The organism is Dietzia natronolimnaea (genome assembly GCF_002289575.1).
Classification (GTDB): domain Bacteria; phylum Actinomycetota; class Actinomycetes; order Mycobacteriales; family Mycobacteriaceae; genus Dietzia; species Dietzia natronolimnaea_A.
This window is the reverse complement of sequence record NZ_NTGA01000007.1, coordinates 196443-216776: the sequence shown is the minus strand read 5'-3', so window position 1 is coordinate 216776 and position 20334 is coordinate 196443. Positions and strand designations below refer to the sequence as shown.

Here is a 20334-nt window from a genome sequence, read left to right as displayed (position 1 = left end):
GGACCCGCGGTACCGACAAGCCCTATCTGCCAGCCGTGACCGTCGTCGCGGCCGAGCCCTTCTACCGCTCCGCCAGCAGCCGAAAGAACCAGTGAGCCACACTCAAAGACTTCGGCGACGGCATCGAGGTCACGGTCATGATCTCCGCGTGATCAACCTGGCGCGGCCGGCCAGCTCGCTACTCGTCGACCTGGCCCGCGATTCCGGGATCGTCGTATCTGTTACGCCCCGATTTCACCTTCGGCCGAGAGCCCCCTGCCAACTCCGCGATCTCGGCATTGAGCCTGCAATCCGAGGCCAACGACACAATGCGCGCCCGCTGACATGCCCGCCGACATCGCCCTCAAACCCGTCACCCGCTCAAACTCTCCACGACCAGTGGGGCACTACACCGATGCCAGATAGGTCGATTCGCCGTAACTCATAATCCCGTAGATCTACCCGAATGACTACGTCGCACGCGGGACACTACCGGCGTTTTCTGCCGCCTCCGATTACTCAGGTTCCCATCGGTCGCGGTACCGTCGTGCCAGTGAGACCACGCATTCGACGGCGGACCGCGTTCTTGATGGCACTGGCGATCATTATCTTGGCTCTCATCGGCACGACTCTCGCCATCGCGGGGCGCGTGTTGTTCCCACAGATCGACTCGCCGGGGCATGTTGACGCAATCGTGGTGGTCGCAGGATCGTCGGACGACAGATACGCCTATGCGCGATTCCTCGCCGAGAGTGGGACTGCGGATCGAGTGCTCGTGTCGCGGCCGACCGGAAACCGCGCGTACTTCGACGAGATCGACTCGTACTGTGCCGCCAGCCCGGTTCGCGCGCCCGATGGACGAGACATCGAGATCGAGTGCTTCACTCCCGATACGAACACCACTAGTGGCGAGGTGTCAGCCACCACCAGAATAGCGCATGAGAATGGGTGGGATTCTCTCTTGGCCGTTACATATTGGGGCCATGTGTCACGAGTTCGAATTTACCTACAACAGTGTTTCAGTGGGGACGTCTACGTAACGGATACACCGCGCTCCACCCGAATTTCAAAGAGGTACGCACTCACCCACGAAATCGGCGGGCATGTCAAGGCTATCCTTCAGCCGGCTTGTTAACTCAGCAACAGAATGCTGAACCATTCAAACGATGCGTGATACCGCCTAGCCACGGCCCTACATTACTGGGCCCTATCATCGGTCAAAGCTAGTCGATTGAGACCGTGTTCCCCTGGCCCGTGCGGCAACGCAAACGCATCATCAAGACTGGCAAGAACTCTCCGGAACAGTGCCTGGCGTCGCTTCTTACTCTCCACACCATTCGAACCTGACTTAGACGTTCTCGCCCGCCGGACGGAGCAGCTCTCGTTGAAGGCGAATATTAAGGTGAAAGCCGCTGAGGGGTCACGAACCCGATGCGGAAGGTGCACCGTGGCCCCAAAACGCCGTTCTGTAACACGATCTGGCCGAAGACTGTGGTCAGTACCTACCGAGCGAACGCTACTAATCGTCCGGCCGAATCGAAGTGACGGGAGTGGGACTAAACTTAGGTCGGAGAACGGGTCACGTCCGCCTTTAGGTTCCAACGGTGTTCGATCGGACCTCCGAATCAGTGCCTGTGGCTGAGCTGGCGACAAACCCCTCGCCGGCGGCCCGGCGACCGCGACCGGGCTATGGGTCATAGAGGGGGTCTTGCAGATGTTAGCTGTTCGAATTTCCACCTGGTGTCCGTTCGAACCCAGCGGTCACCGACCAACCGGCGAAACGACAAGTTAGGCGGGGTGCCCGGCCAGAAGTGGCGGTGGACGGCGGAAACACAGATTCGGTTCAGCGGGCGGTTATGATCGGCGTCGAAGGATTGGCGTGGACTTCCATCCATCGCCGAGCGATCTCGTGTTCCTCTAAGCACGCCAGTTCCTCCGGAGCCAGGTCGAGCGGAGGAACTCGAACCTGGGACAGCGCCTCGTGCTTCTTCCCTGCGATCGGCACTTCCGTCTTGTCGAACAGCTCTTCAGCAGCCTTCTCGTTCTCGCGCAAACCGGTGTACACGATCTCGATATCCTTGCCTGACTGCTGAATCAGCGTCCTCGCCACGTCGGCGATTCTCACCGGCTCGCCCATATCCAGAACCAAGGTGTCGCCCGAGTCGCCCACGACTGCAGCTTGGAGGACGAGTTGGCACGCCTCGGGGATGGTCATGAAGTACCTGGTCACGTCGGGATCGGTTACCGTGACCGGGCCACCGTCTTTGATCTGTTTCTCGAACACCGTGAGTACTGAGCCGCGAGAGCCGAGAACATTCCCGAATCGCACCGAGGCATACTTTGCATTGTGCGCCGTGGCCGCGCGGGCTGCAGTCAGCCGTTCAGCAATCCGCTTGCTCGTCCCCAACGATGTCGACGGACTCGCAGCCTTGTCTGTCGAGATATTGACGAAGGTCTCCACTCCGCTCGCCTCTGCTGCGTCCAGCAAGTTGAGGGTGCCCACAACGTTTGTCTTGAGAGCCTCAAGGGGATAATGCTCGAGTAGCGGCATGTGTTTGAGCGCTGCTGCGTGAAAGACGATCTGCGGCTTGCGCTTGGCAAAGATCTCAGCAATCGCCTCGCGATCGCGAATCGACGCGAGGATCGTATCTTCACCGTCGAGCATCGCCTGGTCCTGGATGGAGAGCTGCACCGCGTGCAGACCGGATTCGTCACGGTCGAGCATCATCAACTCGCCGGGCCGGAACCGCACAAGCTGGCGGCACAGTTCGGACCCGATCGAGCCGCCCGCGCCGGTCACCATAATCCGCTTACCGCGGATGTACTCGGCGATCTGGGTTTGGTTGAGCCGCGCGGGGGCCCTACCGAGGAGATCGGTGACGTTGATGCCACGTAATTCGTCGACAGCCACGCGAGCTTTCATCATCGAATCGATCGGCGGCAGCACGAGCACGTGAAGCCCTGCCTCTTCCGCGCGATCGCGGATATCGACCAGTTCGTCGCCGGGCAGGCTGGGAACGGCTACCAGTAGCGTCCCGGCTCCGAGCTTATGCGCGAAGTGGGCAATGTGCTCGCGTGTGCCGCGCACTCGGACTCCATCAACAACCAGTCCTTGTTTTGCCGGATCGTCGTCCAGAATGGCTACCGGCCGGAATCTGGACACCGAGGATCGACGGAGCTGGCCGACCAGTTGCCGACCACCGTCCCCGGCGCCGAACACCAGAACTGGCTCGGCTCCTGCCGCAGCGCCGGCGCCGAAGAGTTCCTTACGCCGCACCAGCGATCTCAGCACAAGGGCGGCGAGAATCGTGAACGCGCCCGCGACAAGCGCGGTGGACCGCGGCACACCGACAAAGCTCTCGCCGACCAGATGTCCTGCGAACACCACGAGAGACGCTCCGGCGAACACCACGACCAGGACGCTCGTCTCGAGCAGGCTCCCCGGAATGAACCGACCGCGGTAGAGACCCGCCAGCCATCCGGCGGCCCAGCTGAAGGCCACCACCCCGAGCAGGACTACGTAGAACCGCGACGTCCCGAGGGTAGTGAACACCTCTTCCACCGAGAAGTCGTACCGCATCCACAGCGCGGCCATGAACATAACCACCCAGAGCAGTGCGTCGATCGGCATCCAGGGGGAGAAAGCCAAGCTACCGACACCCCCGCCGGAACGGCGGCTACCGATTAGGCGTGCGCTGCGAGTCATGTCCGGTCCTCGGTCCAATTGCACAGGAAATCCATGAGAAAAGACATCACGCCTCCGGGGCAGACGCTGACTTGCTCGTCGAGTAGTAGTACGAATCGTAGTAGCCGCCCGCCCCCTTCTTGGCGGGCTTGTTTGCCACCGTCACGATGCCCAGCAGGGTGGCGTCGGCCTTTTCCAGGTTGTCCACGGCTTGAACGACCTGGTCGCTGGTCGTCCGATGCGTGCGCACCACGAGCAAGGCCCCGTCAGCAATCCGGGCGAGAAGTGCCCCGTCGGTCACGGGCAGCAGCGGCGGAGAATCGATGATCACGTAGTCGTAGGTCTTGCGCAGATCCTGGAGAAGCTTTCGCGCCACCTCCGAGGCGATGAGCTCCGAGGGATTGGGCGGCAGCGGCCCGCAGGCCAGCAGGTCCACCCCCTCGTGCCGCGTTTCCAGGACCACGTCCGCGAAATCGGCCTGGCCAGAGAGGATATTGGTGAGGCCCACCTTGTCCGGCATGGACATGTAGCTGACGACCAGTGGCCGCCGGAGATCGGCCTCGATCAGGAGAACGCGATTTCCCGCCTCGGCGAGAGCGAGTGAGAGGTTGATCGCTGTCTCGGACTTCCCCTCAGTGGCCACCGACGAGGTGAGCACGATGACGCGCGGGGGGTTGTCGACGTTCAGGAACTGGAGGTTGGTTCGGAGCCTCCGGAAACTCTCGGCCGCCGGGGAGTGCCCCTCGCGGAAGGGCACGATGTGCTCCGCACCCCCCTCTTTGTCCTCGTTCTTTCGAAACGGGATCGACCCGACCACGGGCGTGCCGGTCATCGCTTCGAGTTGTTCCGTCGACTTCACCCGACGATCAAGCGCGTTGACGAGGAGGGCGAGCCCCACTCCCGCCAGCAGACCCAGGACAAGTCCGATCGCCACATTCTGCTCAGTGTTAGGTGCGACCGGGGAGGATGGCAGCGCGGGGGGATTGACCACGGTGAGTTTGGCCAGCGCTGGTCCACCGCCATCCGGAATCTCCAGGCGGTTAATGGCCTCGGGGAGAACGTCGCCGTATCCCTGGGCCATTCGGAGGGCTCGATCAGGATCGGTATCGGTCACAGAGACGTCGAGAAGTACTGTCCTGTTGCCTGCCGAAGCGGTCGCTGCCCGAGCGACGGCCGCCGCGCTGAGATCCACCCCCGAGGCATCCACGACCTCCTGAGCGATGTCCGCACTCTTAACCAGCTCCGCGTAGGACTGGACGCGCTGCTGGGCGCCCAGGGATCCTTGGTAGGCCGCAGAGGCGGAATCGCCAGCAGAGACCGTAACGTAGAACTGGACCCTTGACTGATACGTGGGGGTGGTGAGCAAGCTCAATCCCAGCGCGAGGAGCCCTCCGACGAGGGTGGCTGCCACGATGACGATCCAGCGGGCACGAAGTACGGACAACAGGTCCCGCAGATCCACTCCAGGGTCCTTTCCTCGAGGCAGTCACAGAAGTGGCCCGATATACCTAGCGCGCGTTAGGCCACGCGCCGACACTACGTTGCTGAGGGCCTCCTCAGCATCATTCGTTGACAGGATGAACATGGCTTCACCAACGGTGTGCACCTCATGCGCCGTGCCGCGCTCCTGCGCTGCCGCTCGCTACGCACCGTAGTCTCGATCCGGTGAGACGCCGCTCCCGAACCCGAAGGGCGGCACTTGCTGCCACGACACTATTTGCGCTGGTCGCGGCCATTGCGGGCCTGACCGTTGGCAGCGCAGTGCTCCACCCGCAGGTCGACTCTCCCGGCCGCGTGGACGCGATAGTCGTGGTAGCGGGAGCAAACGACGACCGATACGTGTACGCCCGTCATCTAGCCGAGGAGGGCGTGACGGACCAGATACTCGTCTCCCGCCCGCCCAGTTCCACGGGGGCCTACGCAGGCCTTCTCGACGCCTACTGCGCCTCGACTCCAGTCCGCACCAGGGACGGGCGCAGCATCGACATCGAGTGCTTCTCACCCGACATCGACACCACCGAGGGCGAGACCACCGCGGCCACCCGGATCGCCCGCGAACGGGGGTGGAATTCGCTCCTCGTGGTGACCTACTGGGGCCACGTGTCACGCGTACGGATCTACTTTGACCAATGCTTCGAGGGCGCTGTCTATGTGACCGACACTCCCCGACCGCTGTCGAAGTCGCGCAAGGACGCCCTGTTGCACGAGACGGGCGGGTACGTGAAGGCACTCGTGTCGCCAGCCTGCTGACCCTGGCAACACGGTGGGAAATTGCTGATAAAAGGCGAATCGCCAGCGGCCGTGGAGGGGGGTCCGACGGCCGCCAGCGACTCTGTCGCACGATGCACGTCCGCGACCGGGGGTGGTCAGCGTAGACCGCGCATCGAGGCGCAGTCGGTGGCAACGTGAGGGGGGTCAGTGTTGCCTCCGACTGAGAACCACTATAGGAACCCCACGCGCACTCCACAACCGTCAGCTAACGGCCGACAGCCCCGGTCAGGCGGATTCCCTCTTGCGCTTCGTGCGTCACCTCTCGGCCAAGAACCAGCGACTCCCCCACGGACTGCACATACGGGTACTCGTCGCCGAACAGAAGCTGATCGGCCTTTGCCCGCCGGAAGTAGTGATGCAGCGGATGCTCCCAGGTGAATCCGATTCCGCCGTGCACCTGGATCGCCTCCTCCGCCGCCGTCATCGCCGCTCGCGAGGCCAGCACGCGCGCCGCCGCGGCACGGTCGGCCAGCTCCGCCGCGCTCGCCTCGTCACAACTCCGCTCGGCGCCACCCGACGCCTCGAGCACCGTGACCTCAGCCAACTCGATGGCCACGAGGAGGTCGACGAGCTTGTGTTTGATCCCCTGGAAGGAGCCGATGGTCCGCCCGAACTGCTGACGCGCCCCGGCGTACTCCACCGCCATCTCCAGGCACCTCCGCGCGAGGCCCACCTGCTCCGCGGCCAGGGCGATGAGGACGCGTGAGCACACCTCCTCGAGACGCGACGCGACGTCCGGTCCCGAGATGCGGCGCGCCGTCGCCCCGTCGAACTCGACGGTCGCGAGCGGCCGCGTGCCGTCCAGTTGCTCGCCGACCGACCGCCGCACGCCGGGCGCCGAACCCTCGACCAGGGCGAGTTCGGTGCCGTCGGGGCCGTGTGTGACGACGACGAGGAGTTCCGCGCTCTCCCCGTCCACGACCGCGTGCTGTTCCCCCGTCAGGCTCAGTTCCCCCTCCCCCGCGACCTCGCCGCGGATGGCCGAGGTGACGATCCCCGGCCCGCAGACCAGGGCGGCGGTCCGCGCGCCCGACACGATCCCGGGCAGGAGCTCGGCGCGCGTGTCCCGGTCAGCGGCGTCGAGCAGCGCGAGGCCGGCCATGACGACCGAGGAGAAGTACGGTGCCGAGCCGAGCACACGACCGAGACCCGTCATGACCACGGTCAGGTCCCGAAACGTGCCGTCGGCGCCACCCGTGGCCTCGGGGAACGGGATCTCGGTGAGCCCGAGCTCGCGGATCGACGGCCACACGTCGTGCCCGGGCGCGATCCCCGACCACACATCGTCGAGCGTCTCGGCCAGGTCCTTCTGTTCTGTGCTGAGGTTGATGGGCATGTCCGCCTCCTACCGGGGCTCGCGCGGCAGACCGAGCCCGCGCTCACCGATGATGTTTCGCTGGATCTCGTCCGAACCGCCGGCGATCCGATAGCCCGGGGCGCCCAGCAGATGCTGGGTCCAGGCGAACGTGTCCGCCTCGCCGGTGTCAGCGAGGATCCGGTGGCCGAGGAACGACGCCGCCGTGTCCCCCACCCGCTTGAGGTTCTGGGTCCACACGAGCTTTCCTATCGACCCCTCGACGCCCGGCACCGCGCCCGCCTGTTCCAGCTCGGCGTACCGGGCGACCAGCAGGGCCTGGGCGCGCTCGTAGAGGTGGGATTCCGCGATCCGTCCGCGGACCTCCGGCGCCCCGGTGATGCCCAGCGAGGTCGCCAACCGGATGAGGTCGGCCGTGTTGCCGCCGGCGTCGACGATCCCCGCGCTGGACTGACGCTCGAAGCCGAGGGTGGTCAGCGCGACCCGCCAGCCGTCGCCCACCTCGCTCACCCGGAACTCGTCCGGCAGCACGACGTCCGTGAGGAACACCTCGTTGAACGTCGACCCGCCCGACATCTGCCGGATCGGACGCACCTCGACGCCCTCGAGGTCCATGGGGACCATGAACGCCGTCATGCCCTTGTGCTTGGGCGCGGCCGGGTCCGACCGGGCGATGAGCAGGCCCCACTCGGAGAACTGCGCGCCCGAGCTCCACACCTTCTGACCGTTGACGCGCCAGTTCTCCCCGTCGCGGACGGTCCTCGTGGAGAGCCCCGCGAGGTCCGATCCCGCGCCCGGTTCCGAGAACAGCTGGCAGCACAGCTCGTCCGTGCGGAGGAACGGGCGGATGAACCGCTCCTGCTGCCAGTCGTTGCCCAGCTCGAGGAGCGTCGGCGCCACCAGCTCGACCGTGACGAGGATGTTCTCGTGCCGCTCCGGGGTGAGGTACTCGCGCTCCACTCCCGCGTAGATCCGCTCGTGGCTCGCGGTCAGACCCCGGCCGCCCCACTGCGGGGCCCACGTCATTGCGCCGAAGCCGGCGTCCACCCGCTCGGCCTGCCACCCGCGTCCCTCATCGATCAGGGCTCGCTCGTCCTCGTGGCCGAGGTTGTGGAAGATCGAGTACTTCGGGGCCTGCGCTGCCGCGTCCCGCCGGGGCAGGCGGGAGTCGAGCCAGGCGCGACTCGCGGCCTCGAACGCCCTCAGGTCCTCGGCGCCGTCCTGCCCTGTCTCGGCGGGCATCACTGTCGCCGTCATGTGGTCACTCCGTTCATCGCCGCGAGCCGCTGCTCGACGGCGGCCGTGGAATCCGGATGCTCGGAGAGCCGGACGGTGTAGGACTGCTCGAGCTCGTACCCGCGTCGGATATCCATTCCCTCGCAGCCGTTGAGCGACTGTTTGGCGAGCGTCAGGGCATACCTGCTCCTGCTCGCGATCACCTCGGCGCGTTCCAGCGCCCTGGCCCTCAGCTCGGCATGGGGCACGATCTCGATCGGCGCACCCCAGCTCCGGAACGTCGCGGCGTCCACGGCCTCGGCGGTGAAGAACATCCTGCGCATGGCCTGCTCGGGAAGCATCCGTGCGGCGAACCGGCCTCCGCCCAGGACCCCGACCTGCATCTCGGGCAGTCCGAAGGTCGCGCGGTCCGAGGCCACCACGAGGTCGGCGGTGGCCGTCAGCCCGATCCCACTGCCCAGTGCCGGACCGTTGACCGCCGCGATCACCGGCAGCCTGCACTCCATCACGGCAAAGAAGGCGCGGCGGGCGTCACGCATGGCGGCATCGCCGTTCCCGCCGTCCATCGTCCGGAACTCGTTCAGGTCGTTGCCGGCGCAGAAGACCGTCCCCCGGCCGGTGAGGATCACCGCGCGGTACGACTCGTCGTCGGAGAGCGCGTCAAAGGTCTCGGCGATCCTGCGGTAGGCGTGACCGTCGAGCGCGTTGACCTTGCCGCGCGTCAACTCGACCAGCGCGATGCCCTCGCGGACCTCGGTGACCGTCACCGGGTCCGCGACCGCGGTCCTCGTCGTCGTGATAGTCGGTGCCATCTCTCTCACCTCTCGTGGACGGCCACGAGACTCGTGGCCACCATCTGCTCGGGGGCGGTGGATCTGTCCCGCGTGAAGTCACGGAGAGCGAATTTCTGGATCTTCCCGCTGGCCGTCTTGGGCAGGGCGTCCACCACGAACACGCTCTCGGGGACCTTCTGCACGGCGACTCCCCGGTCCACGAGGAACCGCCGCACCTCCTCCAGCGACAGGTCGGCCCGGTCCCGGGTGACCACGAAGGCGCAGCCCCGCTCCCCCGTGACGGGGTCCGGGCCGGCGACCACGGCGACCTCGACGACCAGCGGATGCTCGCTGAGCTGGTTCTCCACGTCGTGTGTGCTGATCTTCTCGCCGGAGCGATTGATGATGTCCTTGATGCGCCCGACGATGTGGATACCGCCGCGCTCGTCAACGCGGGCGAGGGCGCCGGTGCGGAAGAACCCGGTCTCGGTGAAGGCATCGTGGTTGAGCGCGGCGTCGAGGTAGCCGAGGAAGGTGTCCGGGCCCCGCCACAGGACCTCGCCGACCTGACCGGTCTCCACTGCTCGGCCGGCCTCATCGGCGACGACCACCTCCGTCGGCGCCAACACCCGGCCGTCCGAGTACTTGCGCAGCTCCGGGCCGTCCGCCAGGTTGGCCGAGGTCACCGAGGGCCCCTCGGTCGCGCCGTACATCCGGGCGATCGTCCCGAGCCGCTCGTCCGCCTCCGTGACGAGGGCATCCGGGATGTCCGCTCCCCCACAGATGATGTAGCGGATCGAGGGCGTCTCAAGGCCGGAGTCCCGCGCGGCGTCCAACAGCCCGCGAAGGAACGGGGTCGCGAAGATCATGAAGCTCGCCCGCTCGGACCGGATCTGCCGCAGCGCCTCCTGGGAGTCCCACACATCCTGGAGGACCACCGGCGCGCCGAGCAGGAACGGGAGCGTCAGGGCGCAGTTCACGCCGGTGATGTGGGTGACCGGCGAGGGGTTGAAGATGACGTCCTGAGCGGTGAGCCCGAACGTGGCGATCATCGACCGGTTCTCGAAGACCAGCGTGTTGTGGCTGTGCAGCGCACCCTTGGGGTCGGCGGTGGTGCCCGAGGTGTAGAGCAGGAGGCAGACATCGTCCGGGTCGGGTGACGGCAGGGCGTGCACCCGGTCCACCTGATCGTCCGTGACCGAGTCGAGCAGGGAGGCCAGAGTCTCGACGCCCTCGCGCCGGACGGAATCGGTGCTGATGAGCAACTCGAGATCGGGCAGGTCCGGGGCGAGCCCGCGATACATCTCCGCGTAGTCGAACCCCCGGTGGACGCCCGGGATGATCGCCACTCTCGACCGCGCCTGCGTGGCGATGAACGCCACCTCGCGCTCGCGGTAGATCGGGACGATCGGGTTCACCACCGCGCCGATCCGGTGCAGAGCGTGGTAGACGACCACCGCCTCGGCGCAGTTGGGGAGTTGGAAGGAGACCACGTCTCCCGACCGCACCCCGCGCTCGAGGAGCGCTGCGGCCAGACGCATCGCGTCCCGGTTGACCTCGGAAAACGACACCCGCCGGTCCCCGTCCACCACCGCGGTGCGCTCGCCCCAGAGGCGGGCCGCACGGTCCAGGTAGTGGTCCAGTGGCCGGTCCTGCCAGTGGCCCGCCGCGCGGTACCCGGCCACGCTGCGGTCGTCGGGCAATCGGGTGGGTCGCATGTCTCCTCCTTCGCGAAATGCTTGCCGAATCGGATCGTGTCGCCCTACAGTAACGCAGGTCTCACTAAATATGCACATGTTTTGAGAGGCGTTGGTTCCCCCACTCCCCTCACCAAGAAGGTGATTCACTTGACACAAGCTCAGCCCACGCAGCGACGGTCCGTGGCGGCCGCAGGTATCGGAACCGTGGTCGAGTACTACGACCTGACGGTCTACGCGTACCTCGCCGTCGTCGTCAGCCCCCTGTTCTTCCCGAGCGACGACCCCACGGCGTCCCTCCTCGCCAGCCTGGCCGTGTTCGCCTCGGCGTACCTCATGCGACCGATCGGCGGACTGTTCTTCGGGCGCCTGGGCGACCGCTACGGCCGCAAGCGCGCCCTGCTCGTCTCCGTGATCCTCATGGGCGTCGCCACCCTGATCATGGCGTTCCTCCCCACCTACGCGGCGGTCGGCGTCCTCGCCCCGACCTTGCTCGTCATCGCCCGTCTGGCCCAGGGGTTCTCCGCAGGGGGCGAGCTCGGCGGGGCGCTGACCTACGTCTACGAGATCGTCGGGCCCCGGCGCCGCGGACTGGGCGGATCCATCGTCGCGCTCGGCTCCAACACCGGCTTCGCCCTCGCCGCGATCGTCGTGGCCACCACCTCCGCCCTCACCTCCGACGTCCAGATGACCAGCTGGGGTTGGCGCATCCCCTTCATCGCCGGACTGCCGCTGCTCCTGCTGTGCCTCTGGCTCCGGTCGCGCATCGAGGACACCCCCGAGTTCGAGGAGGCCGCCGCCTCCGCCGATCTGGCCAAGTCTCCGTTCAAGGAACTCCTCGCCAGCCAGCCGTTCCAGGTCCTGCAGGTCTTCGGCCTGGGCATCGCCCAGAACGCCACCGGCTACATGGTGCTCACCTACATCGGCATCCACCTCGTCCGCGAGGGCGGGTACAGCCAGACCGCGGTCACGTGGACCGCTGCCGGCGTGATCGTGTTCGTGGCCTCCCTCATGCCGATCGCGGGCCTGCTCGTCGACCGCTTCGGCAGCCGCACCATGCTCACCATCGGCCTGCTGTGGGCCGCGATCTTCGCCTACCCCGCGATGTCGCTGATGACCGGGCACGGGCTCGCCGTGGCCGGCCTGGCGTTCGCCGTCTTCGCCGTGTGCACCCCGCTCATCCAGGTCAGCACGGCCCCCGTGTTCCCCGAGCTGTTCGACTCACGGGTGCGCCTCACCGGCGTGGCGCTGGGCTTCAACCTCGCGACCGTGGTGGCCGGTGGAACCGCGGCGTACATCGCGACCTGGCTCATCGACCGGACCGGCGACCCCCTGTCACCCGCCTACTTCCTCATCGGGGCGAGCATCATCGGCGGACTGACCCTCCTCACGATCCGAGGGGCGCTGTACAAGGCGTCCGATCTCCCCGAGGTCGGCGAGGACCGCCCGGAGATGGCACCGGCCCACTAGCGCCATCAGCACTCCGCGCGCCCGATACGCTGGAGAGCGATGAGCCCCCGAGGATCCGACACCCCCCACCCGCGCGGGCGCAAGCTGTCCGCGCGGGTGGGGAACCTCATCGCCGAGAAGATCTTCTCCGGCGGTCTCGTGGAGGGGCATCGTCTGCCAACCGAGAAGGAAATGGTCGAGGAGTACGACGTCGGGCGTACCACTGTCCGGGAGGCACTCCGGCTGCTCGAGAGCCGCGACCTGGTGACGGTCAAAGCCGGCATCGGTGGCGGCCCCATCGCCACGATTCCGCAGCTCGAGTCGCTGGGCCAGACGATGAAGCTGTTCTTCCAGATCAACGGCGCGACCATCAGCGACGTGATCGACGTCCGGCTCATGCTCGAGCCGATCGTCGCGCGCGCCGCCGCCGACACCGTCACCGACCACCAGATCGACGTCATGCAGGGTGCCCTCGACCGGATCCTCGAAGACCCTCACGACCACGACGCCTTCCAGCTCAACAACGCGCTCTTCCAACGCACGGTCTACGACGCGGTCGGCAACCCCGCACTGAAGATCGTCATGGAAACCCTGTGGCTCCTCGTCCGCGACGCCGAGCCGAGCGAGCACCCCCTCGCCACGAGGTTGGAGGCGGCCGAACTCCAGTCCGACCTGCTCGACGCGATGCGCCGCCGAGACCCGGACGCGGCCGAAGCCGCCATGCAGGTGTTCGTCGAGCGCTCCGCCCGGTACTACCGCCGCTACCTGGCCGACGTGATCTCCCAGCCCGTGAAGTGGGAGCTGTAGAGGCGGTGATTGGCGCTACGCGCTCTTCTTGGCAGGCGCCTTCTTCGCGGTGCTCTTCCTCGCCGAAGAACCCCTGGAGGTCGACTTCTTAGCGGGCTCCTTCTTGGCAGTCGACTTCTTCGCTGCGGCCTTCTTGGCGGGCGCCTTCTTCATTGCCGTCTTCTTGGCCGGCGATTTCTTGGCCGAGCCCGAACCGCTCTTCTTTGCGGACGACGTCTTCTGCGAGTCGGAGTCCTCGTCGTCGTCATCGTCGTCGCTGGCGTCGGCCTTGCCCCCGCGATCCTTCACGCTCGCGCGCAGGGCGGCGAGCAGATCGGCCACCTCATCGTCGCCGTCGTCGTCGCCGGCCTCCTCGCGCTCCTCCACGGTGAACGCCTCCCCGCCGGCGGCCTTGGCCTCGATGAGCTCCTTGAGCTGATTCTGGTAGTCGTCCTCGTACTTCTCGGGCTCGAAATCCGCGGCCATGGTCTCGATCAGCGAGGCCGCCATCTTGACCTCCTGCGGCCGGACCTTGGCCTCCTTGTCCAAGCCCTCAAGGATCGCCGGGCGGATCTCATCCGGCCACAGCAGCGTCTGCAGCATCAGCACGTCCTTGTAGACCCGCAGCGCACACAACCGGGTGCGGTTACGCAGCGTGAACGTACAGATCGCCAACCGGTCCGTGGACTCCAGCGCCTCCCGCATCAACACATACGCCCGGTTGGAGCGTGACGCCGGCTCCAGGAAGTAGGCGTTGTCAAAGGCCACCGGATCCACCTGATCGGCCGGGACGAACTCCGTCACCTCGATCTCGTGGTTCTGCTCCACCGGCAGCGACGCCAGATCGTCCTTGGTGAGGATCACCGTCTCGCCGTCGTCGGACTCGTACGCCTTGGCGATGTCGGAGTACTCGACCTCCTCGCCGTTGTCGTCCCGCACCCGCTTGTAGCGGATCCGCACCCCGTCCTTCTTGTCCACCTGCCGCGCGCGCAGATCGTGGTCCTCGGTCGCCGAATACACCTTGACCGGCACGTTCACCAGACCAAAGGAGACCTCGCCCTTCCAGATGGATCGCATGGGGAGAGTATGCGCCAGAAGAGCGAAGATCGCTTCCGTTGCTGGCGCGCGCAGCCCTTCCTCGGTTGAGTAGGCTGATTTCGGTATTGCTGTCCTGCAGGTGCATAGCCACATAGGGTTGCCCGATGGAGATAGTCGGCGCACTTGTCGGTGGCGTAATTGGTTGGATTCTGAACGAGAGTCTGTCCGCACGGCTGCAGACGCGGCGGGCGAAGCGTGACGCCCGGTTCATGCTCGTCCGCGAGGTCCTGCGTCATCGAAGAGCGCCGTCGAGAGGACCGGTTCTCAACGAGGTTCCTTAACTTTTCGGGGACGAGGACGACGTCATGCGGTACTGGCGGGAGCTGGCAGCCCCACGCACGCCAAGAGATCAAGCAGATGTGGAATTGCTGACTAAGCAGAGCATTATACAGGAAGAGCGAATGATCGCTGCAATGGTTAAAGCCATAGGATTGCCGGCTTTAGCTGAAGGTGACTTAGAAAACTTCATCGGGATCGGCGAGTTCGCGGTGCCGCCCACGGCCCCGCCACGTATCGAGGATGATCGCCGACACACGAGGGAGTAGCGCGCTCGCTGGTTGCTCCCAATCCCCGGCAGCTGGGTTTGACGGAGCCTGGAGCACAATAGCGGCAAAAAGCCCTCGGCCTGGCAGAGAGAACCGCGGTGCGGCAATTGACGCACATAAAGAGGCGCGCGATATTGTGACTTCTGCACTGGCGCTTTGCGGCCGCCGTTCAACCGCTCGTTATGCACGGCCTCGATTGGTTCCGTAGTTCGTAAGTGCCGGTTCGAGGGGACCGATGCAGCCCCGTCCTTCTCTAGAACGTCTATCCTTGCGCGCTCGGTTCAGAGTTCGGGAGAGAACGCCGAACTCGTCGTCACCATGGATACCCACGGATATCCTCCAAAGAGGGCACCCAAGCTCCAACAGCTCCGATCCCCCGGGCGAAACGCCCACACCCGCCTGCAATGCTGTTCTCCATGCCCGTCGACGTCGCTCCCCTCCTGCTGATCGTCGCGGCGGCGGCCGTCATCCTGGGCACGGTCCTGCAGCGGGTCAGCGGGATGGGGGTCGGGCTGGTGGTGGCGCCCACCCTCGCGCTACTCCTCGGGCCCGTCGCCGGGGTGCTGTTGACCAACCTGACCACCACCGTCTCCGCCGTGCTCATCGGCATCACACTGCGCCACGACATCGACTGGCAGCGGTACGTCCGCCTCGCACCGCTGATCGTCGTGGGGTCCGTCCCCGGCGCGCTCCTCGTGGGCGCTGCCGACCGCAGCTGGCTCGAGGTGATAATCGGGACCGCCCTGATAGGCACGCTGCTGATGACAGCCCTGGTACGCATCCCGCCGGTGAGCGGCGCCGTCCCCGCCGCGATGGCCGGCACCGCCGGGGGATTCCTCAACACCGCCGTGGGCGTGGCCGCGCCCGCGATGCTCGTCTACGCGCAGGCCACCAACTGGCAGCAGCGCTCCTTTGCCGCGACCCTGCAGCCGATCTTCTTCACCATGGGTTTGACCTCGGTCATCACGAAAGTCGGCCTGGGCGCCGCGCCGATCTCCGGACTGCCGCCGCTGCCGGTGATCGGGCTCGTGGTGGCCATGGTGCCCATCGGCCTCCTGGTCGGCGGACTCGTCGCGCGGCGGGTCACCGCGGAGGCCGGCCGCAAGGTCGCCGTGGTGGTGGTGACCGCTGGCGCCCTCCTGCTGCTGGCCCGCGGGGTCGGGGGCATGGCCGGGGTGTTCTAGGCGGGCCCGTCCAGGCGGCTCGGCACGCGGTAGCCCAGCAAGTGATAACTCAGCGCCTTGCCGTGGCCGTCGAGCACCGGCGACCCGGTCACCCCACCCCCCAGCGCGCCGGGCAGGACAAACACCAGGGCGCGCACCCCGGGCAGCAGCCGCCGCACCACGGGCCCGGTGAGGTCCAGCGCGTAGTGGGCGGCCACGGCCTCCGCGGTCAAGGCACCCGCGAGCAGGTCGTACGCGGCCTGATCCCGGGCCAGGACGTCGAGGATCAGGGTGTCCCCCTTGTCCCCGGCGCGGACGTCGGCGTAGCTGTCGACGGTGCTCATCATGCCGCTCATCAGGCCTCCTCGATGCTGACGTGGGTGCGGACCAGCGCGCGGGGCAGGGTGCAGGAACGGATGGCCAGCACCTCCTGCACGTGCTTCCGGGCGCCGCCGCCCGCGGCCGGACCGTTGGTGTACAGCGATTCGACCTCCCAGCCCACCGCCTCGGCGGCGGCCCGGTCGGCAACGCGCGCCGCGACCCGCAGCCGCACCTCGACGGGGTCGCCGGCCTCGGCCAGCCCCCGGAAGGCGGCCCCGGCCCCGATCAGTTCCACCAGCACGGACTGCTCGTCCAGACCGTGGACGCTGACCAGACGGCGGCGCACGATGTCCGCGGCCAGCTCGGCGCGGTCCAGGGCGCGGGGCCCGGCGTAACTGATCTGCCCCTCCCCCAGCCAGCCACCGCGGAAGCCCAGGGTCACCTTGAGCTCGTCGGGACGCGCCGCCCCGGAGCCGCCGGTCACGTGCACGCGGTCGGGGCCGAGCTGGTCGAGCGTCACGCCGGAGAAATCGGCGACGACGTCGGGGGTGACGTACGCCGAGGGGTCGCCCACCTCGTAGAGCAGCTGCTCGGTGACGGTGCGGGTGTCGATCAGCCCCCCGGACCCCGGCAGCTTGGACAGCACGGCCTGGCCGTCGGCGGACACGTCCGCGAACGGGAAGCCCAGACGATCCAGGCCCGGAACGGGCTTGGTGACGGGGTCGGCGAAATACCCGCCTGTCAGCTGGCCCGCGCACTCCAGCAGGTGCCCCAACACGGTCCCCTGGCCGAGCAGAGTGGGGTCCCCGGCCAGGTCCCAGCCGTGCTCGTGGGCGATCGCGCCCAGGTACAGGGCGGGATCGGCGAGCCGGCCGGCGATCACCACGTCGGCGCCCCCGGCCAGCGCCTCGGCGACCGGCGCGGCCCCCAGGTAGGCGTTGGCCGAGACCAGTTCGTCGGTTTCGGCAGAGAGCGGTCGGCCGGTCTCCCACAGCACGGGGTCGGTGCGCCGGACGGCGTCGAGCACGTCGTCGCCGCTGATCACCCCCACCCGCGTGCCGGTGAGGCCGTGCTCCCGGGCGATGTCGAGGGCGAGCGCGCCCGCGGCGACCGGGTCGGCCGCGCCCCCGTTGGTGATGACGGTCGTGCCGTTGCGGCGGCACTCCGGCAGCGTGGCCTCCAACCGACGGCGCAGCAGCGGGTCGTATCCGTGGCCCGCCCCCGAGAGGCGCTGCGCGTTGGCCGCGGCGATGGTCCGCTCCCCGAGGACCTCGAAGACCAGGTAGTCCAGTTCGGCAGAGCGGGCGAGCTCGGCGGCCGGGTCGATGCGGTCGCCGGCGAACCCCGCGCCCGCGCCCAGCCGGATCGTGCGACCGGTGCCGTGGTTCAGGCGGTCGTGCCGGCGGCTCATGCGGTCGCCCCGAAGGCGATCACGCCGGTCAGCAGCGCCACCAGAACCATGACGATGCTCACCAGCCACGCCCAGCCGAAGAGCGCCTTGATGTGCTTGCCGATGTCGACGCCGGCCAGGCCCACGAGCAGGTAGAAGGAGCCGGTGAGGGGGCTGATCGGGAAGCCGACCGTCTCCTGGCCGAGCAGCGCGGCCTGCGTCATCTCGATGGAGGACACCCCGTACTGCTCGCCAAGGGCGTTGAGGACGGGCAGGACCCCGAAGTAGAAGGCGTCCGGCCCGAACAGCAGGCTCAGCGGGACGCCGAGGATGCCGATGATCACCGGCAGCCCGGGCGCGGCGGAAGAGGGGATCACCGACGTCGCCGCGTCGGCCATCGCCGTGATCATCCCCGACCCCTCGAGGATCCCGAGGAACGACCCCGCGGCGAGCAGGGTGGTCGCCATGAGCATCGCGCCGGTGGCGTGGGCCTCGATGCGGGCGGTCTGGCTCTTGAGGCCCGGGTAGTTGACCACCAGCGCCACCACCACGCCGACGAGGAAGATCAGCTCCGGCGGGGCCACGCCCACGATGAGGGCGGCCAGCACCGCGATCGTCAGCGCCGCGTTGAACCACATCAGGCGGGGGCGGCGCAGCGCGCGCTCCTCCTCGGTGAGCTCGTCGACGCCGGCGGGCTCGGCCTGGTCCTCCGGGGCCGGCTCATCCGAACCCGGGGTGTCGCCCGTGGTCGGGGGGCCGGCGGGCGTTGTCGTCGTCGTCGTTGTGGCGGCTGACGCCGCGGCCGGCGCGGTCGTGGCCGGCTCGGACTGCAGGGCCCCGATCCGTCGGGCCTCCCGGGCGCCGAGGAACCAGGCGATGGCCAGGGCGACCACCATGCCGGCGAGCTGGGCGGGGATGAGCGGCACCCACAGGTCGTTGGCGGGGACGCCGGCGGTCGCCGCGGCCCGCGCGGTCGGCCCGCCCCAGGGGAGCAGGTTCATGGTGCCCGCGCCCAGGCCCACGCACACGCTCAGCGTCAGTCGGCTCATTCCCAGGCGGTCGAAGAGCGGGATCATGGCCGGGATGGTGATGAGGAACGTGGTGGCCCCGGCGCCGTCGAGGTGGGCGGCCATCGCCAGCGCGGTGGTGGCCACGCAGATGGTGACCGGGGCGTTGCCCGCCCAGCGGACGATGCGCCGGATCAGGGGGTCAAAGAGGCCGGCGTCGCGCATCACCCCGAAGTAGGTGATGGCAAAGACGAACATCACCGTCACCCCGACCACGCCGCCCAGCCCGTCGGCGACGAACTCGCCGATCTCCGCCGGTCCGAACCCGGCGATCAGGGCGAAGACGATAGGCACCCCCGCCAGCGCCACCACCGCCGCCACGCGGTTGGAGAGCAGCAGAGCCAGAATCACCCCGATGGTGAGAAAACCTGCCCAAGCGAGCACGAGAGCCCCTTCCGTCGGCTCCACACAGTGTGAGGTGACTCACGTTATGCAGTCCAACATCATTCAGCGATAGATTCATGAGTCATGAGCATGAATCTGGGTGTGCACCACCTCCGGGCCATCGTCGCCGTCGCCCATCACCGCAGCTTCACGCTCGCCGCCGCCGAGCTCGGGGTCGCGCAGTCCTCACTCAGCCGCACCGTGCTGGAGGCCGAACGCCGACTGCGCACCCCGCTGTTCCAGCGCAGCACCCGACGCGTCCTGCTGACCAGTGACGGGGAGGCCGTGGTGACCGTGGCGCGGGGCGTGATCGAGCACGTCGACACCGGGCTGGCCCACATCGAGGGCTACCTCGCCGGCACCAGGGGGAGCATCACCATCGCCACACTGCCGTCCCTGGCCGCGACCCTGCTGCCGCCGATGGTCCGCGTCTACCAGCGGCTCCACCCCGACGTGGCGGTGCACGTGGAGGACAACCTCAGCGACCAGGTGACCGAGCACCTGCGCAGCGGGCGGGCCGACCTCGCGCTGACCACGCATCCGGGGGACGGCCGCTCCGGAGACGGCTCGGGCGGCGGCGCGGGCGGCGACTCGGGCGGCGGGGCGGGCGGCGGGGCGGGCGGCGACTCGGCCGGCGGCTCGGGCGGCGGCGCGGAGTACGTGGCGCGGCCCATCGCCAGCGACAGCTTCTTCCTGGCCGTGCACCCCGATCACCGGTACGCCGACGCCGAGACCGTCGAATGGAGCGATCTGCAAACAGAGCCCCTGATCGCCTTCGGCCCGGCCTCCAGCGTCCACAAGGCGGTCACCGCGGCCCTGGACGACGCCGCCGTCTCGCCCGCCACGATCGTGCGCGCCCAGAACGTGGCCGCCGTCGCCGGCCTGGCCGCCTCTGGCCTGGGCGTGGCGCCGGTCCCGGGATTTGTGTTGCCCCTCATGCGCTTCGCCGGCCTGGCCTTTGTGCCCCTGGTCCCGGAGCGGTCCCGCACCATCACCCTGGTCCGCCACCGGGACCGCCCGCTCTCCCCCGCCGTCAGCGCATGGATGGACGTGGTGGACCGGCATCTGGGCTCCGGCCCGGAGGGGCTGCCCGGCGTGCGCTGGGTGCGGCCCGGAGCCGGGCCAGGAAGTGGGGCTGCCGGGTAGGGGGGTGGGGTTGCTGGGTAGGGGTGGCC

The 20334-nt window shown here is 67.8% G+C and carries 15 protein-coding genes; 5 read left to right on the top strand and 10 right to left on the bottom strand.

Going from position 1 to position 20334, the window contains the following annotated elements:
* Positions 1 to 1822 precede the first annotated feature (1822 nt).
* Complete coding sequence (locus CEY15_RS04810) at positions 1823 to 3610, bottom strand: nucleoside-diphosphate sugar epimerase/dehydratase (RefSeq protein ID WP_176475024.1); 1788 nt, start codon at positions 3608 to 3610, stop codon at positions 1823 to 1825.
* A gap of 121 nt (positions 3611 to 3731) precedes the next feature.
* On the bottom strand, positions 3732 to 5126 hold the full coding sequence (locus tag CEY15_RS04805) for a polysaccharide biosynthesis tyrosine autokinase (RefSeq protein ID WP_095717525.1): 1395 nt from the start codon (positions 5124 to 5126) through the stop codon (positions 3732 to 3734).
* A gap of 407 nt (positions 5127 to 5533) precedes the next feature.
* Here CEY15_RS04805 and CEY15_RS04800 point away from each other — a divergent pair, with 407 nt between their 5' ends.
* Positions 5534 to 5914, top strand: coding sequence for a hypothetical protein (locus CEY15_RS04800; RefSeq protein ID WP_342744892.1), 381 nt, complete (start codon positions 5534 to 5536; stop codon positions 5912 to 5914).
* Between the two features lie 226 nt (positions 5915 to 6140).
* Here CEY15_RS04800 and CEY15_RS04795 read toward each other — a convergent pair whose 3' ends face one another.
* Genes CEY15_RS04795 through CEY15_RS04780 form a run of 4 tightly spaced genes read right to left on the bottom strand, consistent with a single transcriptional unit; the run spans position 6141 to position 10977 of the window.
* A complete protein-coding gene (locus tag CEY15_RS04795) occupies positions 6141 to 7271 on the bottom strand; it encodes an acyl-CoA dehydrogenase family protein (protein ID WP_095717524.1) in 1131 nt (376 codons plus the stop codon).
* Positions 7272 to 7280: 9 nt separating this feature from the next.
* Complete coding sequence (locus tag CEY15_RS04790) at positions 7281 to 8507, bottom strand: acyl-CoA dehydrogenase family protein (protein WP_095717523.1); 1227 nt, start codon at positions 8505 to 8507, stop codon at positions 7281 to 7283.
* On the bottom strand, positions 8504 to 9298 hold the full coding sequence (locus tag CEY15_RS04785) for an enoyl-CoA hydratase-related protein (protein WP_095717522.1): 795 nt from the start codon (positions 9296 to 9298) through the stop codon (positions 8504 to 8506). Before CEY15_RS04785 ends, CEY15_RS04790 begins: the two co-directional genes overlap by 4 nt.
* A 5-nt stretch (positions 9299 to 9303) precedes the next feature.
* Entirely contained in the window at positions 9304 to 10977 is a 1674-nt protein-coding gene (locus tag CEY15_RS04780) for an AMP-binding protein (protein WP_095717521.1), read from the bottom strand.
* 129 nt (positions 10978 to 11106) lie between these two features.
* Between CEY15_RS04780 and CEY15_RS04775 the strand changes: the two genes are divergently transcribed.
* Positions 11107 to 12426: an MFS transporter gene (locus CEY15_RS04775; RefSeq protein WP_245847263.1), complete on the top strand. Its 1320-nt coding sequence runs from the start codon at positions 11107 to 11109 to the stop codon at positions 12424 to 12426.
* A 39-nt stretch (positions 12427 to 12465) separates the two neighbouring features.
* Positions 12466 to 13212 (top strand): FadR/GntR family transcriptional regulator, encoded by a 747-nt coding sequence (locus tag CEY15_RS04770; RefSeq protein ID WP_095717519.1) that lies wholly within the window; start codon positions 12466 to 12468, stop codon positions 13210 to 13212.
* Between the two features lie 15 nt (positions 13213 to 13227).
* Here the strand turns inward: CEY15_RS04770 and CEY15_RS04765 are convergent, their stop codons facing one another.
* Positions 13228 to 14268: a Ku protein gene (locus tag CEY15_RS04765; RefSeq protein WP_095717518.1), complete on the bottom strand. Its 1041-nt coding sequence runs from the start codon at positions 14266 to 14268 to the stop codon at positions 13228 to 13230.
* 982 nt (positions 14269 to 15250) lie between these two features.
* Between CEY15_RS04765 and CEY15_RS04760 the strand changes: the two genes are divergently transcribed.
* Entirely contained in the window at positions 15251 to 16018 is a 768-nt protein-coding gene (locus CEY15_RS04760) for a sulfite exporter TauE/SafE family protein (RefSeq protein ID WP_245847260.1), read from the top strand.
* Here CEY15_RS04760 and CEY15_RS04755 read toward each other — a convergent pair.
* The 3 genes from CEY15_RS04755 to CEY15_RS04745 are packed head-to-tail and all read right to left on the bottom strand — an operon-like array spanning position 16015 to position 19159.
* A complete protein-coding gene (locus CEY15_RS04755; protein ID WP_245847258.1) occupies positions 16015 to 16353 on the bottom strand; it encodes an AtuA-related protein in 339 nt (112 codons plus the stop codon). The genes CEY15_RS04760 and CEY15_RS04755 overlap by 4 nt on opposite strands.
* Positions 16353 to 17729 carry an acyclic terpene utilization AtuA family protein gene (locus CEY15_RS04750; RefSeq protein WP_095717516.1) on the bottom strand — a complete coding sequence of 459 codons (1377 nt, stop codon included), beginning with the start codon at positions 17727 to 17729 and terminating at the stop codon, positions 16353 to 16355. The genes CEY15_RS04755 and CEY15_RS04750 overlap by 1 nt, the downstream gene beginning before the upstream one ends.
* Entirely contained in the window at positions 17726 to 19159 is a 1434-nt protein-coding gene (locus CEY15_RS04745) for a CitMHS family transporter (protein ID WP_095717515.1), read from the bottom strand. Before CEY15_RS04745 ends, CEY15_RS04750 begins: the two co-directional genes overlap by 4 nt.
* 84 nt (positions 19160 to 19243) lie before the next feature.
* Between CEY15_RS04745 and CEY15_RS04740 the strand changes: the two genes are divergently transcribed.
* A complete protein-coding gene (locus tag CEY15_RS04740; protein ID WP_095717514.1) occupies positions 19244 to 20305 on the top strand; it encodes a LysR family transcriptional regulator in 1062 nt (353 codons plus the stop codon).
* The last annotated feature ends 29 nt before the right edge of the window (positions 20306 to 20334 follow it).

Coding starts and splice junctions, on each gene's coding strand:
- CEY15_RS04755 (WP_245847258.1), bottom strand. CDS start 16,353: ATGAGCGGCATGATGAGCACCGTCGACAGCTACGCCGACGTCCGCGCC.
- CEY15_RS04785 (WP_095717522.1), bottom strand. CDS start 9,298: ATGGCACCGACTATCACGACGACGAGGACCGCGGTCGCGGACCCGGTG.
- CEY15_RS04780 (WP_095717521.1), bottom strand. CDS start 10,977: ATGCGACCCACCCGATTGCCCGACGACCGCAGCGTGGCCGGGTACCGC.
- CEY15_RS04770 (WP_095717519.1), top strand. CDS start 12,466: ATGAGCCCCCGAGGATCCGACACCCCCCACCCGCGCGGGCGCAAGCTG.
- CEY15_RS04765 (WP_095717518.1), bottom strand. CDS start 14,268: ATGCGATCCATCTGGAAGGGCGAGGTCTCCTTTGGTCTGGTGAACGTG.
- CEY15_RS04795 (WP_095717524.1), bottom strand. CDS start 7,271: ATGCCCATCAACCTCAGCACAGAACAGAAGGACCTGGCCGAGACGCTC.
- CEY15_RS04750 (WP_095717516.1), bottom strand. CDS start 17,729: ATGAGCCGCCGGCACGACCGCCTGAACCACGGCACCGGTCGCACGATC.
- CEY15_RS04790 (WP_095717523.1), bottom strand. CDS start 8,507: ATGACGGCGACAGTGATGCCCGCCGAGACAGGGCAGGACGGCGCCGAG.
- CEY15_RS04810 (WP_176475024.1), bottom strand. CDS start 3,610: ATGCCGATCGACGCACTGCTCTGGGTGGTTATGTTCATGGCCGCGCTG.
- CEY15_RS04740 (WP_095717514.1), top strand. CDS start 19,244: ATGAGCATGAATCTGGGTGTGCACCACCTCCGGGCCATCGTCGCCGTC.
- CEY15_RS04760 (WP_245847260.1), top strand. CDS start 15,251: ATGCCCGTCGACGTCGCTCCCCTCCTGCTGATCGTCGCGGCGGCGGCC.